Annotated in this window: 14 protein-coding genes; 3 read left to right on the top strand and 11 right to left on the bottom strand. The window is 59.1% G+C overall.

Features of this window, described 5'->3' with window-relative positions; genetic code table 11:
• Nucleotides 1-36: 36 nt before the first annotated feature.
• From cysD to cysQ, 3 genes are all read left to right on the top strand, one after another.
• The gene (cysD, locus tag ABE960_RS07450; RefSeq protein ID WP_349761618.1) at nucleotides 37-939 is read left to right on the top strand and encodes a sulfate adenylyltransferase subunit CysD; all 903 of its coding nucleotides are present in this window, start codon (nucleotides 37-39) and stop codon (nucleotides 937-939) included.
• Entirely contained in the window at nucleotides 939-2,843 is a 1,905-nt protein-coding gene (gene cysN / locus ABE960_RS07445; RefSeq protein ID WP_349761617.1) for a sulfate adenylyltransferase subunit CysN, read from the top strand. Before cysD ends, cysN begins: the two co-directional genes overlap by 1 nt.
• Before the next feature lie 86 nt (nucleotides 2,844-2,929).
• Nucleotides 2,930-3,718, top strand: a complete 789-nt coding sequence (gene cysQ, locus ABE960_RS07440; RefSeq protein WP_349761616.1) for a 3'(2'),5'-bisphosphate nucleotidase CysQ — start codon at nucleotides 2,930-2,932, stop codon at nucleotides 3,716-3,718.
• 71 nt (nucleotides 3,719-3,789) lie between these two features.
• On the opposite strand, the gene ABE960_RS07435 is transcribed toward cysQ, so the two are convergent.
• From ABE960_RS07435 to ABE960_RS07385, 11 genes are all read right to left on the bottom strand, one after another.
• Nucleotides 3,790-5,772 (bottom strand): polysaccharide biosynthesis protein, encoded by a 1,983-nt coding sequence (locus ABE960_RS07435; protein WP_349761615.1) that lies wholly within the window; start codon nucleotides 5,770-5,772, stop codon nucleotides 3,790-3,792.
• A 68-nt stretch (nucleotides 5,773-5,840) separates the two neighbouring features.
• Nucleotides 5,841-6,863: an NAD-dependent epimerase gene (locus tag ABE960_RS07430; RefSeq protein WP_349761614.1), complete on the bottom strand. Its 1,023-nt coding sequence runs from the start codon at nucleotides 6,861-6,863 to the stop codon at nucleotides 5,841-5,843.
• Nucleotides 6,864-7,132: 269 nt separating this feature from the next.
• Complete coding sequence (locus tag ABE960_RS07425; protein ID WP_349761613.1) at nucleotides 7,133-8,323, bottom strand: DegT/DnrJ/EryC1/StrS family aminotransferase; 1,191 nt, start codon at nucleotides 8,321-8,323, stop codon at nucleotides 7,133-7,135.
• A 41-nt stretch (nucleotides 8,324-8,364) separates the two neighbouring features.
• Nucleotides 8,365-8,982, bottom strand: a complete 618-nt coding sequence (locus ABE960_RS07420; protein ID WP_349761612.1) for an acetyltransferase — start codon at nucleotides 8,980-8,982, stop codon at nucleotides 8,365-8,367.
• Nucleotides 8,979-9,638: a sugar transferase gene (locus tag ABE960_RS07415; protein WP_349761611.1), complete on the bottom strand. Its 660-nt coding sequence runs from the start codon at nucleotides 9,636-9,638 to the stop codon at nucleotides 8,979-8,981. Before ABE960_RS07415 ends, ABE960_RS07420 begins: the two co-directional genes overlap by 4 nt.
• Before the next feature lie 51 nt (nucleotides 9,639-9,689).
• Nucleotides 9,690-10,910 carry a glycosyltransferase family 4 protein gene (locus ABE960_RS07410; protein WP_349761610.1) on the bottom strand — a complete coding sequence of 407 codons (1,221 nt, stop codon included), beginning with the start codon at nucleotides 10,908-10,910 and terminating at the stop codon, nucleotides 9,690-9,692.
• A 20-nt stretch (nucleotides 10,911-10,930) separates the two neighbouring features.
• On the bottom strand, nucleotides 10,931-11,191 hold the full coding sequence (locus ABE960_RS07405; protein ID WP_349761609.1) for a Rossmann-fold NAD(P)-binding domain-containing protein: 261 nt from the start codon (nucleotides 11,189-11,191) through the stop codon (nucleotides 10,931-10,933).
• A gap of 46 nt (nucleotides 11,192-11,237) precedes the next feature.
• A complete protein-coding gene (locus ABE960_RS07400; protein ID WP_349761608.1) occupies nucleotides 11,238-11,429 on the bottom strand; it encodes a hypothetical protein in 192 nt (63 codons plus the stop codon).
• Entirely contained in the window at nucleotides 11,426-12,703 is a 1,278-nt protein-coding gene (gene tviB, locus ABE960_RS07395; RefSeq protein ID WP_349761924.1) for a Vi polysaccharide biosynthesis UDP-N-acetylglucosamine C-6 dehydrogenase TviB, read from the bottom strand. The genes ABE960_RS07400 and tviB overlap by 4 nt, the downstream gene beginning before the upstream one ends.
• 35 nt (nucleotides 12,704-12,738) lie before the next feature.
• Nucleotides 12,739-14,712, bottom strand: coding sequence for an asparagine synthase (glutamine-hydrolyzing) (asnB, locus tag ABE960_RS07390; protein ID WP_349761607.1), 1,974 nt, complete (start codon nucleotides 14,710-14,712; stop codon nucleotides 12,739-12,741).
• Nucleotides 14,712-15,797, bottom strand: coding sequence for a glycosyltransferase family 4 protein (locus ABE960_RS07385; RefSeq protein ID WP_349761606.1), 1,086 nt, complete (start codon nucleotides 15,795-15,797; stop codon nucleotides 14,712-14,714). Before ABE960_RS07385 ends, asnB begins: the two co-directional genes overlap by 1 nt.
• Nucleotides 15,798-15,809 lie beyond the last annotated feature (12 nt).

Genomic DNA, 15,809 nt, shown 5'->3' with positions numbered 1-15,809 from the left:
GGTCTGACCCCAATATTCCCTTTGCATGGAACGACGATGACGACACTTACCCATCTTCAACGGCTCGAGGCCGAGAGCATCCAGATCATGCGCGAGGTGGTCGCAGAGACCGAGAATCCGGTGATGCTCTACTCGGTCGGCAAGGACAGCGCGGTGATGCTGCACCTTGCACGCAAGGCCTTCGCGCCCTCCCCGCCTCCCTTCCCCCTGCTCCATATCGATACTCGCTGGAAGTTCCGCGCCATGTACGAGTTCCGCGACCGCATGGCCGAGGAAATCGGAATGGACCTGATCGTGCATATAAATCCAGAAGGCGTGGAGAAGGACATCAATCCCTTCACCCACGGTTCGGCGATCCATACCGACGTGATGAAGACCGAAGGCCTCAAGCAGGCGCTGAACAAGTACGGCTTCGACGCCGCCTTCGGTGGCGCGCGTCGCGATGAAGAGAAGTCCCGCGCCAAGGAGCGCATCTTCTCCTTTCGCACCGCGGCGCACCGCTGGGACCCGAAGAACCAGCGCCCGGAGCTGTGGAAGCTCTTCAATACGCGCAAGCACAAGGGCGAGTCGATCCGCGTCTTCCCGCTCTCCAACTGGACCGAGCTGGATATCTGGCAGTACATCTACCTGCAGAACATTCCCATCGTGCCCCTCTACTACTCCGCCGAACGCCCGGTTGTGGAGCGCGACGGCGCGCTGATCATGGTCGACGACGAACGCATGCCGCTGGAGCCCGGTGAGGTGCCGATGATGCGCAAGGTGCGCTTCCGCACCCTGGGCTGCTACCCGCTGACCGGCGCCATCGAATCCGAGGCCGACACCCTGCCGGCGATCATCCAGGAGATGTTGCTGACCAAGACCTCCGAGCGTCAGGGCCGGGTGATCGACCACGACAGCGCCGCGTCGATGGAAAAGAAAAAGCAAGAGGGGTACTTCTGATGGCACACGCTTCCGACCTGATCGCCGAGGATATCGCGGGCTACCTCAAGTCCCACGAACACAAGGGCCTGCTGCGCTTTATCACCTGCGGCAGCGTGGATGACGGCAAGAGCACGCTGATCGGCCGCCTGCTGTTCGAGTCCAAGCTGCTGTTCGAGGACCAGCTGGCCGCCATCGAAGCAGATTCGAAGAAGTACGGTACCCAGGGCATCGAGATGGACTTCGCCCTGCTGGTCGATGGCCTGGCTGCCGAACGCGAGCAGGGCATCACCATCGACGTGGCCTACCGCTTCTTCTCTACCGACAAGCGCAAGTTCATCGTCGCCGATACCCCCGGGCACGAGCAGTACACCCGCAACATGGTGACCGGCGCCTCCACCGCCGACGCCGCCATCCTGATGGTCGATGCCCGCTATGGCATCCTCACCCAGACTCGCCGCCACAGCTTTTTGATGTCGCTGATCGGCATGCGCCAGGTGGTGGTCGCCATCAACAAGATGGACCTGGTGGACTACTCGAAAGAGCGCTTCGACGAGATCGTCGAGGAGTACCGGGCCTTCGCTAGGCAGCTGGGACTGGAGTCGATCACCTTCATCCCCATGTCGGCGCTCAAGGGCGACAACGTCATCGAGCACGGCCACCATATGCCCTGGTACCACGGCCCCACCCTGATGGCCTTCCTGGAGACCGTGGAAGTCGACGACGAGCACCTGCAGCGTGACCCCTTCCGCCTGCCGGTGCAGTGGGTCAACCGCCCCAACCTGGACTTCCGCGGCTTCACCGGCATGGTGACCAGCGGCAGGGTCAGGCCCGGCGACGCCATTCGCGTGCAGCCCTCCGGCAAGACCAGCACGGTGTCGCGGATCTACACTTTCGATGGCGACCTGGACGAGGCCGTGGCCGGTCAGTCCATCACCCTGCTGCTGAACGACGAGATCGACATCTCCCGCGGAGACATCATCTCCGGCGTGGAAAAGCCGAGCCAGACCGCCGACCAGTTCGAGACCACCCTGGTGTGGATGCACGACCAGCCGCTGCTGCCCGGCCGCCCCTACCTGATGAAGCTGGGAACCCAGACCGTCTCGGCGACCGTCACCGACATCAAGTACCAGGTGAACGTAAACACCCTGGAGCACACCGCGGCCAAGCAGCTGGACCTCAATGCCATCGGCATCTGCACCCTGAGCCTCAACAGGCCCGTGGCCTTCGATCCCTACCAAGAGAGCCAGGACACCGGCGGTTTCATCCTCATCGACCGCATGACCAACAACACCGTCGGCGCCGGAATGCTGCATTTCGCCCTGCGCCGCAGCCAGAACATCCACATGCAGCACGTGGATATCGACAAGCAGGCGCGCGCCCTCTCCAAGTCCCAGCAGCCCGCGGTGCTGTGGTTCACCGGTCTCTCCGGTGCCGGCAAGTCGACCATCGCCAACCTGGTGGAGAAGAAGCTACACGCCGCCGGCCAGCACACCTACCTGCTGGATGGCGACAACGTGCGCCACGGCCTCAACCGCGATCTCGGCTTCACCGATGCCGATCGCGTCGAGAACATCCGCCGCGTGGGGGAAGTGGCCAAGCTGATGGTCGATGCCGGGCTGATCGTGCTAACCGCCTTCATCTCTCCCTTCCGTAGCGAGCGCCAGCTGGCCCGCGATCTGGTCGAAGACGGCGAGTTCATCGAGATCTTCGTCGACACGCCGCTCGATGTGGCCGAGGAGCGGGACCCCAAGGGGCTCTATCGCAAGGCCCGCCGAGGCGAGCTGAAGAACTTCACCGGCATCGACTCCGCCTACGAGCCGCCCGAAGCCCCGGACCTGCATATCGAGACCCAGAAGATGAGCAGCGACGAGGCCGCCGACGCCATCGTCGAGTTGCTGAGCGAGCGCCAGCTGATTTCTTGAGTTTTTCTGGGAACGGGCGGTTCGATGCCTCCCACCACATCCCATCCCGGCCAAATGTGCCGGGATTCCCCGACAGGGTCCATCACATGCCGATAACTAACCCCGACCTGCTGGAGCAGGTCTTCACCATCGCCAAGGACGCCAGCCGGGCCATCATGGCCGTCTATGCCCGGGACTTTTCCATCGAGGAAAAGGACGACAAGAGCCCGCTGACCGATGCCGACAAGGCCGCCCATGACGTCATCGTCGCGGGGCTCAACGCCCTGCCGGGCAATATCCCGGTGCTCTCTGAGGAGCACACCGAAGGCTTCACTGGTGCGGACGCCGACGGCCGCTACTGGCTGGTCGACCCACTGGATGGCACCAAGGAGTTCATCAAGCGCAACGGCGAGTTCACCGTCAACATCGCGCTGATAGAGCACGGCAAGCCGGTGCTCGGTGTGGTCGTCGCCCCGTCGCTGGAGGTGTCTTATCTCGCCGCCGAGGGCCTGGGCGCCTTCAAGGTGACGCGGCATGAAGGTCAGAGCGACGAGCGCCAGCCGATCAGTGTGGCCGGCAAGCCCGCCGAAGGCACCACCTGGCGCGTGGTGGGCAGCCGCTCCCACCCCAGCCCCGACCTGGCCGAATGGCTTGAGAAGCTGGGAAGCCACAACATGGTGCCCATGGGCAGCTCCTTGAAACTTTGCCTTATCGCCGAAGGCGTGGCGGATGTCTACCCCCGTCTCGGCCCCACCTGCCTGTGGGACACCGGCGCCGCCCAGGCGGTGGTCGAGCAGGCCGGCGGACGAGTGGAGACAATAGAAGGCCAGCCACTCAGCTATGCCACGCCGCAGGAGCACCTCAATCCTCACTTCATCGTCTGGGGCCATCGGTAACCCGCACCAGATAGCAAGAGACCCGGCACCAGGGCCGGGTCTCGCGTCTGAAGGGAATCGGCGTTAGTGCGTCAGCCAGCTCCGAGTCGGCGAGGTCGTGAGGTGACAGGCACCACCTTGCCGCCCGGCTTTACGGGCAGCAGCAGGTCGAACAGCTCGCCGCTGTGAGCGAAACCACTCACCCCCCGTTTAAGGCTCTCGCAGGCGTGCTGGCTATCCAGCCGTTGCTCGGCTTCGTGAAAGGCTTCCAGCAGTTCCAGAAGGGTTTCCGTGGGCAACACATCCTCCCGGGCACGCATGATCTTGGGATGCGAGGTGCCGGTCACGTTGTCACCGATCAACAGTTCTTCAAAGAGCTTCTCGCCGGGGCGCAGGCCCGAGAAGGTGATCTCGATATCACCATCGGGATTAACCTCATCCTTAACCTCCAGGCCGGTCAACTGGATCATTCGCCGTGCCAGATCATAGATTCTGACCGGCTCACCCATGTCGAGCACGAAGACATCCCCGCCCTGCGCCATGGAGCCGGCCTGGATCACCAGCAGTGCCGCCTCGGGGATGGTCATGAAGTAGCGGGTGATCTCGGGATGCGTGACGGTAACCGGCCCGCCTTGTTCTATCTGGCGCCGGAACAACGGCACCACCGAGCCGCTGGACCCCAGGACGTTGCCGAAGCGCACCATGGAGAAGATGGTGCGATGGCCATTCTCCAGGCCATGGCGAGTGGCCAGATCCTGAAGCACCAGTTCGGCCATGCGCTTGGTAGCGCCCATCACGTTGGTGGGGCGTACCGCCTTGTCGGTGGAGATCAACACGCACCGTTCCACGCCGAGTCTGGTCGCAGATTCGGCCACCACCCGGGTGCCGTGAATATTGTTTCGCACCCCCTCCAGCACGTTTTGCTCCACGATCGGCACATGTTTGTAGGCCGCGGCGTGGTAGATGGTGTTCACCCCATAGCGTCGCAGCGTCTCCTCCACTCGCCTCCGATCGCAAACGCTTCCCAACAGGGGATAGATGGGAAACTCGGCGCCCATCTCGCTCTTCAGGGTCTCGAGTTCCTGGTCGATGGTGTAGAGCCCATACTCGCTGATCTCGAAGAGCACCAGCCCCCGAGGGCTTCCACGCATCACCTGACGACACATCTCGCTGCCGATGGACCCCCCGGCGCCGGTCACCATCACCACCCTGTCAAGAATGCTGGCCTCCAGCAGCTCTGACCGGGGCGGCACGGGATCCCGGCCCAGCAGGTCCTCGAGCTCCACCTCCCGCAACTGCTCCAGACTAGCCTCGCCGGAGACGATCTCCAGCATGGAGGGTACCGTCTGCACGTGCACGGGTAGGTCGGTCAGCTTGTCCAGCGTCTGCTTGCGCTGGGCCTTGGTGGCGTTGGGCATGGCGAGCAACACACGACGAATCGCGAGTGTCTCCACCATCTGCTCAGCCTGTTCAGGAGGGTGAACCTTGATTCCCTTGATGGTGCTGCCCCACAGGGCCGGATCGTCATCCAGGAAAGCCGCCACATAGAACTCGCGACCAGTTCCCAACGCCATCGACAACTGAACCCCGGCACCACCGGCACCATAGATGGCCACCGCCTGCTTCTCGGTGTAATGGCGAATCAACCACTGGTAGTAGCTGCGCACCAACAGCCGCGTGCCGCCTACATACACCAGGGTGACCAGGGCGAAGTTGACAGGAACCGAACGGGGGAAGCCCTCCCACTGATAGAAAAAACCCGCTGCCCACATCATGAGTGCCAGCAACAACGACCCCTTCACCACAGCCCACATCGCCTGGGGGCCCATGAAGCGAACCACAGCCCGATAGAGCCCCAAACGGGCGAAGGTGAAGACCCCCACCAAAGGCACCACCAGAAACAGCCACCAGAAGGGCTCGATGTATCGCGCCGGCCACCATTCGGCCAGGCGCAGCGCATAGGCAGACCATAATGCCAGTGGCAGCGCGACAAGATCCGCCAGCACCATGATCAACCGCTTCTTGCCGCGGCTCAGAGAAGTCAGCCTGAGGTGAAGGCTATCGGACCTGTTCATGCATATCTCCCTGAAAACTCTGGCTTGGCCATTTGCTTGGCAACAGACCCGTCGCAGACCGGGGTGATTTAAACCCCATAGAACTCCCGATACCACTTGACGAAGTTGGCGACCCCTTCCTTCACCGGCGTGGCGGGCTTGTAGCCCACGGCCCTCTCCAGCTCGGTGGAATCGGCATAGGTAGCCGGCACGTCGCCGGGCTGAAGCGGCAGCAGGTCCTTGATGGCTTCCTTGCCCAGCGCCTCCTCGATGGCCTCAATATAGGCGCTGAGCTTCACCGGATCATTGTTACCGATGTTGAAGAGCCGGTAGGGCGCATTGCTCGTCGCCGGGTCGGGGTTGTCGCTGTCCCAGTCGGGATTGGGTGCGGCGATATCGTCGCTGGCGCGAATCACCCCTTCCACGATGTCATCGATGTAGGTGAAATCGCGGGTGTGATTGCCGTGGTTGAATACCGGGATCGGCTCACCGGCCAGGGTCTTTCTGGTGAACAGGAACAGCGCCATGTCCGGTCGGCCCCAGGGGCCATAGACGGTGAAGAAGCGCAGGCCGGTAGTGGGCAGCCGATACAGGTGGCTGTAGCTGTGCGCCATAAGCTCGTTGGCCTTCTTGGTGGCGGCATAGAACTGCAGCGGATGATTGACCCCTTCGTGCTCGGAGAACGGCATATTGGTATTGGCGCCGTACACGCTGCTGGTGCTGGCGTAGGTCAGGTGTTCGACCCTGTGATGCCGGCAGGCTTCCAGGATATTGGTGAAGGCCACCAGATTGCTTTGCACATAGGCGTGGGGATTCTCCAGGGAGTAGCGCACCCCGGCCTGGGCGGCCAGATGGATCACCCGATCCGGCTTGTGCGTCTCGAACGCTGCGTTGACTGCCCCCAGGTCGGCAAGCTCGCCGCGCACGAACGCATATTCGCTACCGGTTCGCTCGGCCGTCTCCTCCAGAAGCCTGAGCCGCGCCTCCTTGATGTCGGGGTCGTAGTAGTCATTGACCACGTCGAAGCCGATCACGGTGTCGCCGCGCTCCAGCAGGCGCTTGGCCGTGTGGAAGCCGATGAAACCGGCGTTGCCGGTCACAAGTACATTCATGAACAAATCGCCTTGTTAAAGAAGAACATAAAACGAAGAAAATTTAGAGGGATCAACAATTCAACACACCGATGTCGCATTCAGTGGCAGGCCCGGTTCGAGGTTTCGACTTTAGCGGGCGATGCTTTTCATGGACTAGGCACCATAATCGGAACGACCCGCTACTCTCCCCCTTAAAGAGGTAAGCTGCAGCGCATCCTCCATGGCCGGCCACCGAGGCAAGAACACCACCAAAGCATGCTAGGCATAAACCCTGTATCTATAGGCCCTCAGGGACAAGCCTCGGCCATTACCTTGCGCAGCACCTGGCAGCTCTTGTCAATCTCGGCTTCGGTCAGCGTGGGATGACAAAGAAACATCATGCTTGTCTTGCCCAGTTCACGAGCAACGGGGAGCGGCGTCTCAGGGCGCCATCCGGTTCCATCGAAAGCTTGCTCCAAATAGACTTCCGAGCAGGAGCCAGAAAAGCACGGCACGCCTTGCTCGACTATATGGGCCTGGATACGGTCACGATCCCAGCCATCGGCCAACAGTTCGGGCTCCACGAAAATGTAGCACTTGTAGGCGGCATGCTCGATAAACTCCGGGATCGCCGGCACACGTAGACCACGGCACTCTCTGGTTGCCTGCCAGATTCGCTCGGCATTGGCCCGGCGCGCCGCTGACCAGGCGGGCATGCGCCTGAGTTGGATGCGGCCGATGGCGGACTGCATCTCGGTCAGCCGCCAGTTGGTCCCGAAGCTTTCGTGCAGCCACCGAAACCCCGGAGGATGCTCACGCTGGTAGACCGCCTCCCAGCTCTTGCCGTGGTCCTTGTAGGCCCACATGCGTTTCCAAAGCGGGGTGTCATTGGTGGTCACCATGCCACCTTCGCCGCCGGTGGTCATGATCTTGTCCTGGCAGAACGACCAGCAGCCCACATGGCCGATGCCGCCCACGCTACGCCCGCGGTAGCGGGCGCCGTGGGCCTGGGCGCAATCCTCGATCACAAAGAGGCCATGCTCTTCCGCCAGCGCCATTAGTTCACCCATTTCACAGGGCCAGCCCGCCAGGTGCACGGCGATAATCGCTCGGGTATTGGCGGTGATCTTCTCGGCCACCGTGGTGGCGGTGATGTTCTGGGAGTTGCAATCCACATCGGCAAACACCGGCACCGCCCCTGCGGTGACGATGCAGGAAACTGACGCCATGAATGTCCGAGACGTGACGATCACCTCGTCGCGCCCCCTGCCCTCGCCTTCGCCGATGCCTAGCCCCTTCATGGCCAGGTCCAGCGCCGTGGTGCCGTTTGCCAGGGCAATCGCATACTCGGCACCAGCGAAGGCGGCAAACTCGCGCTCGAACTCACGCCCTTCCTGACCGGTCCAGTAGTTCACCTTGTTGGACAACAGTACGCGTTTCACAGTCTCGGCCTCTTCCTCGGTGAAGGACGGCCAGGGGGAGAAAGGTCCATTCAGCATTCAACCACCAACATTTAACTGATACGTAAGAGCGCAATTCATTACGCGAAGACATGTGCGGGTACACCGACGACAGTCTCACTGTCCGAAACATCACTAACCACTGCAGCGCCGGCTCCAACGGTAACACCTTCCCCGATCTTTACCATCTGTTTCACCGATGCACCGATGCCAATCCAACTAACTTCACCCACTGTAACAAGACCCGCGATCGAAGTACCGGGACACACATGCACACCATCGGCAAGGCAGCAGTCATGATCGATGCTGGCATTGGTATTGACGATGCAGGCTGCTCCCAGCCGACAATCGACTTGGATAACTGCACCGGCAAACACCACGCTGCCCATGCCTAGCTGCACGGTGGGGCTCAGTACCGCGCATGGATGTACGATTGTCGTCAGCTTCGCCCCGGAGTAAGACAACTCACGGGTCTTGTTTAGACGAATGCGGTTGCTGCCGATTCCCACGACGATGCCATCGAACTCATTCCGCTGAGTCATCAAGGCATCGGTATCGCCAACTACAGGCCAAATACCATTCTGAGTGAGCGCCGGCCAGGCATCATCAAAGAACACCACATCTTCCCAGCCGGCAGCCAGTGCAGTATCAGCCACGACCTTGCCGTGCCCACTGGCACCCAGAACGGCCAGCTTCATGGCGTCTGTTCCTCGGCTGCTGGAGAATCGACGCTTTGGGAAGGCGTAGCAGATTCACTTTCAGTAGCACTACCCCTGAAACGCTCCATGGTCGCTTGCCCCTCCGCCGAAATGCCTTCCCTCACGAACACCTTCTTCACAGTAAGCAATAGAATCTTGAGATCCAGCCACAACGAGTGATTGTCGACGTACCAGACATCCAGCTTGAACTTCTCATCCCAGGAAAGCGCATTGCGCCCGTTGACCTGAGCCCAGCCTGTAACACCCGGGCGCACCTCATGGCGACGGTACTGTTCTTCTGAATACAGAGGCAGGTATTCCATCAATAGAGGCCTCGGGCCTACTAGGCTCATCTCGCCCTTGAGCACATTCCATAGCTCAGGCAACTCATCAAGGCTGGTGGCACGAAGGATACTACCGAGGCGTGTCATCCGCTCCTCGTCTGGCAGCGCGTTGCCGTGCTTATCCACGGCATCGAGCATGGTGCGAAACTTGACCATCGCGAAGGGTTTGCCGTGCAGACCAGGCCGGACTTGACGAAATAGTACCGGGGAGCCGAGATTTAAAAGGATGAGCAGGGCAACTGTCAGCAACACAGGAGCCAGTAATATCTGACCACACAGAGCAGCAGTAACATCGATAAAACGTTTTAACATATGAGATAAACAAACTTTAAAAGGGGCAGATGAAAAACTCAGTACAAGCGGTTAATTATTCACATGGGACTTGGCCGGGAGAGAAGGCGTATCTGCGGTGAAGCCTGAACTAGTAGAATAAGGAATCCCCATCGCCTCTAGCAACACCGCATTCACCTTATGCACGTCGTATTTGCTTTCTGCCATCTCGCGGGAACGCTGTCCCATGCTAACTATCAAGCAAGGATTATCAATGAACCGCTGCATGGCCTCGGCCAAGGCATCCACTGATTTCACCGGCACCAGAAAACCGTTATCGCCTTCAACCACCGTTTCTCGGCATCCTGGGGCATTGGTGGTGATAATCGAACGACCCATCGCCATGGCTTCCAGCACGGTGCGCGACGTACCTTCACGATAGCTGGGTAAAACGTATACACAGGCCTCGCAAATTGCAGGGCGTACATCGTTGAGCTGGCCCAGGTACTCGATATGCCCGGCGCCTAGCCATTCTTCTAATTCGACACGGGAAACCGAGTCGGGATTGTCGTCCAGATCCCCCACCAACCGAAAGATGGTTTCCGGATGGTGCTGTCGGACGAGGGCAGCTGCTGCCACGTATTCGCGCACCCCTTTGTCGCCGAGCAAGCGGGCAATCATCAGAAAGACTGGCCTCCCTTGAGGTAATGGGGCCACCGCATAACGTTCCGTATCGATGCCCGAGCCATTGACGAGTTGGGAAGGCACCCGTTCCGGAAGCAGCCCGAGTTCGCGAAACAAGGTGAGGTCATCAGGATTCTGGAAGAACACTAGGTGCGCCCGGCCAATGGCTCGAGCATAGAGCTGGCGGACCAGGGTCAACACAGCTGCCCGTTTACCTGTTGCCTCGCCAGTGAAGGCGTAACCCAGGCCAGTAATCAAGGCGAAACGCCGCGGTACTCGTGCTAACCAGGCCGCCAAGGTAGCGTAGATCACGGGCTTGATGGTGTAGGCCAGCACTGCATCCGGACGCACCTGGCGAAAGAGGCGATAGAATGCAGCCATGGTGGCCATATCTTTACTAGGATTGGTGCCGGTACGCTGCAGGGGGATTTCATGGGCTACCACACCCAAGGCTTCGAGCTGACAACGCGTTACCTCGTCCGACAGGATCCCTGGTGCCGCCGCATGCACTTCCAGTCCCGCCTCCTGAAGGGCACAAATCAATGGCCCGCGAAAATTGATCAGTGACCGAGCGAAACCCGCCACCACGATTATCCGACGAATCGAAGTGGATGACTCATGTTGATCCATACTAGCCCTTATTTCCGGTTCTACCCAGAACGCTGACGAAAATGCTGCACACACCAGTGCAGCGTTTCGCTAATCCCTTCAACGATTGTATGGCTGGGCTCGTAGCCCAGCAGGTAGCGCCACTTGCTAATATCAGCCTGGAAGTGGCGCTCGTGGCCGGGACGGAAGTCACGATAAGTCGGCACCTTAGAATAACTTACCCCTTGCTCGACCAGTTGCGCCTCCGTTACGCCGGTGGGTTTGCCCGAGTCAGGATCACCAATCAGGCGAAAGCCCGACATCGACGCCACGCTCGGCCAACAGCCTCAGCCGCCTCGATGTACTCCTCTACCCCTTTTGTTGCGCAGCAACCGAGCCGCCATGATGACGACCGGCCGTCGCCATATGGACCTCATGGCTTTCCTGCAAGGCCTTCAGGGCGATGGGGAGACGGTGGGAGAGAAAGAAGTCCGGGGAGTTGACCACAAACAACAGCCGGCGCCTGCCAATTTCCTGGATATTCTTCGACTGGCCATTCATAACCTGAGATCCACCGCATCCTTGGGCAACACATACTTCAGGTCGTACAGCACATGCTCGTCCTTTCCCCAGGCGCTGATACCTTCGACACCCAGTTCGTGGAACTCGCGGTGGGCCACGGCGAGAATGATGGCATCGTAGACACCTGCCCGGGGGTGATCGATCGGGCGTAACCCATAGGCCTGCTCGGCCTCGGCCTTGTTCACCTGGGGGTCGTAGACATCCACCGCCACGTTGTAGTCGGCAAGCTCGTCAATAATATCCACCACCCGGGTATTGCGCAGGTCCGGGCAGTTTTCCTTGAAGGTCAGGCCCATCACCAGCACCCGGGCGCCTTCCACATGGATGCGGCGCTTGATCATCTGCTTGACCAGCTGCCCGGCCACATAGGCCCCCATGCCATCATTGATGCGTCGGCCGGAGAGGATCACCTCGGGATGGTAACCCACCTGCTGGGCCTTGTGGGTCAGGTAGTAAGGGTCCACCCCGATACAATGACCGCCCACCAGGCCGGGGCGAAAGGGGAGAAAGTTCCACTTGGTACCCGCGGCTTCCAGCACCTCCTGGGTATCGATACCCAGGCGGTTGAAGATCATCGCCAGTTCGTTGATCAGGGCAATGTTGACGTCACGCTGGGTATTCTCGATTACCTTGGCCGCCTCAGCCACGGCTATGGAGCTGGCCTTGTGGGTGCCCGCGGTGATCACCCGGCGATACAGGCCATCGACGAACTCTGCCACCTCCGGGGTGGAACCCGAGGTCACCTTCTTGATACTGGTGACCCGATGATGCTTGTCGCCCGGGTTGATGCGCTCCGGGCTGTAGCCCGCGAAGAAGTCGCGATTGTAGAGCAACCCAGAGACCCGCTCGATCACCGGGATGCAGTCTTCCTCGGTGGCACCCGGGTAGACGGTGGATTCGAAGATCACCACATCACCCTGGCTCACTACCTGGCCAAGGGTCTCACTGGCCTTGATCAAGGGAGTGAGATCGGGCCGCCGGCTCGAATCAATGGGTGTCGGCACCGTGACGATATACACATTGCACTCTCGCAGTGCTTCCAGTTCGTCAGAAAAGGTTAACTGACTGGCCTGAGCCAGTAGTTCCGGCTCGACTTCCAGGGTGTAGTCGATACCGTCACGCAGCTCGCTGATGCGCTTGGCATCGATGTCGAAGCCTACCGTGGGCAGCAGCTTGCCGAACTCCACCGCCAGGGGCAGGCCGACATAGCCCAAGCCGATTACGCCCAGGCGCACGGTATCCGTTGAGTGCATCAAGAATATTCCTTGCTTGTCGAAGGTGTGACAGGTTATTTGTTTGAGTCTTGCTGTGCTTCCCACCACGCCTGAAACATCAACACACTCCAAAGATGATACTGCCAGTTCTGCTTGCCACTGAGGTGTTCCGCCCACATAGTCCGGATTGGCTCAGGGTGAAAGAAGCCTTCCGACCGGAGTCGGCTTTCATCCAGCAATGCTTCCGCCCACTCTCGCAATGGCCCTCGCAACCAGCTGTCCAGCGGAATTCCGAAGCCCATTTTCGGTCGCTCAATCATTTCCCTGGGTACATGTTTATACAGAACCTGGCGTAACAGCCACTTGCCTTGCCCATCTCTGATTTTAAGATCAAGCGGCATGCGCCACGCCAGTTCGACCACACGATGGTCCAGCATCGGCACACGGGTTTCCAGACTGGTTGCCATGGCTGCACGGTCTACTTTAGTGAGGATGTCATCCGCCATATAGGTTTTCGCATCCATCGCCATCATCGCATGTTCGAGGCAGTCAGTTTCTGGCCAGGCGGACGGGGTTGTGAGCAACGATTCTGGCTCCGTTGCACCAATGACCACCCTGGCCGGATCCGTCCAGTGGCTGGTGAGCTGACGGTAAAAGGCATGGCCATCGGAGAGTGCTAGTACATCGGCCAGTTTGCGGGCTTTTTCGCCTGGAATAGAAAGCTGCAAGCGCGCGGGTAGCACCGGCCTTGCACAGTCAAACAGTTTATCCCACGTGGCCGGCGAAACGCTGCGCAATAAACTCGCTGCCGCACGACGGGTGAACGCCGGCAATCGTTGCACTGGTCCCCACACCTTCCTTGCGGCGATATAACGATTATAGCCACCAAATAATTCGTCGCCCCCATCACCGCTCAAGGCAACCGTGACATGCTGCCTAGCCATTTGGCTAACGAGAAATGTCGGTATCTGCGAACTGTCGCTGAAAGGCTCGCAATACATGCCAGACAGCTTCGGGATTACTGCCAGAGCGTCCTCCGGGCGAACATAAAGCTCTGTGTGCTCCGTACCCAAATGTTCGGCAACGGCCTTTGCGTGAGTTGCTTCATTATAACCACCCTGTTCAAAGCCGATGGTAAAGGTCCGAACCGGCCGCTCGCTCTGCGCCTGCATCAGTGCGACGATGGTGCTGCTATCCACACCACCACTCAGAAACGCCCCCAACGGCACATCCGACAACATCTGCTCACCGATACTGTCCGAAAGCCTGGATTCCACAAGGTCCACAGCGGCCTCAGGGCTACCGGTAAAAGGATTCGCCAGCCCCTGTTCCACAGCATGATTCAGCTGCCAATAGGCTTCAGGCTGTGCATCTTTGGAGCGCGCCACATTACCCTGAAGACGAATCTGCACGAAACACCCCGGCATCAGCTTTTGAATGCCCTGATAAATACTGTAGGGCGCCGGGATGTAGCAATGTCGTAACAGCAACGTCAGGGCGTTGCGGTCGATCTCCGCATTGAACACCGGGTGAGCCTTCAGCGCTTTAAGCTCAGAGCCGAACAGCAATACATCGTCACACCAGCCCCAGTACAAGGGTTTTTCACCCATCCGATCGCGAGCTAGCGTCAGTACCTGCTTTTGCTTATCCCACAAGGCAATGGCAAACATACCCACTGTGGCTTGCAACGTTCGCTCTATACCCCAGGCCGCGAAACAGGCTAACAGGGTTTCTGTATCCGAGTGGCCGCGCCAGACGGGCGCTTTCTCCTCGGCCTGTAATTGGGCGCGCAGCGCCAGATGATTGTATATTTCCCCATTGAAGGCCAGGATATGGCGCTTGCACGCCGACAGCATAGGCTGATTACCAGCCGGCGAGAGGTCGAGTATGGATAAGCGAGTGTGACCAAGAGCTAAACCGGACGATTGATCAATCCAGCAACCGGTATCATCCGGGCCGCGATGATTAATTCGATCACACATCCAGGTGATAACCGGATCAACCGCCACCCCAGAAGCGCCTTGCCAAAAACCGGCAATGCCACACATTAGATAGACTCCGATACGGTCATGGACTGAGCCAATATCCGGGCAAGAACCGGCGCCTGAACCGCCAATGAATACTGGTTCTCAACTGCCAGTCGCCCCGCCCTGCCCAGTTGCAGTCTCTGCTTCGGTGATTCAAGCAGCTTATCCAGTGCAACCTCCCATTCCGCTACATTAGCAGCCAAAAGCCCACACTGGCTCGCAGCAACAATATCGACATTAACGCCTACTGGCGAGGCAATAACGGGAACGCCACATGCCATGTATTGAATTAACTTGTAGCCGCATTTACCTTTTTCCCAGGAGCCATCTGGTAAAGGCATGATACCAATATCCATCTGAGCAATCAGCTCGGCCTCGGATTCCTCACTCCAAGACACAACCTCAACATCAAGGCCCGGGAATTCAGAGGTGATATTGGCTGATGCACCAACCAACAGCAACCGTGCATTATGCTTTTGACACAGCGACGAAAATGCCCAGGCAATGTCAACAACATATCTCTGGGTAGAGGGTGAGCCAATCCAGCCAATCACCGGGCGTACTACCGGCGAAGAGTCTGTCGGGCTATAGCGCGTTGCATCAACCACTGTCGGCACCAGCTCGATGCGAACAGCACCCGACGTTTTCGCCCGACTTGCCAGATAATCATTACCAGCCACGACGCAAGTTGCACAACGCATTACGACATCGATTTTCCGTCCTAAAACCTGGCGCAGCAATGAATTCTCGGACAGGTCGTAGTTATGAAAGATCGCATCATCAAAATCGACTACATAGCGCTTCCCCAAAGAGTCCAACATCCTTTCAGCGATCGCGGGCATATAGGGGAAGATTTCTTTTTCTACCCAAACCAAGTCGTACCTGAAAACACTGAGAAGCACGAACAGCCTGCGTAGATAGAGCCTCATCATGCGCAATGGCGCCCGTTTACCGTGCTGATAAAGCTGATCCAGGTATTGATCGTCAAACAAGCTACTGACGGTGACCTGAAACCCTTCGGTCTCCAAAAAAGGCAGATACTGTAGCAAGCGCAGGCGGGTACTGGCGCCTTTTCTTGAGTATTTTGAAAGAAGGAGAATTTTCATAAATGCTTATGC

Origin of the sequence: Halomonas aquatica (genome assembly GCF_040196335.1) — a bacterium.
GTDB lineage: Bacteria > Pseudomonadota > Gammaproteobacteria > Pseudomonadales > Halomonadaceae > Halomonas > Halomonas aquatica.
Note: the sequence above shows the minus strand (reverse complement) of the source record. Positions and strands in the feature narration are given on the sequence as shown.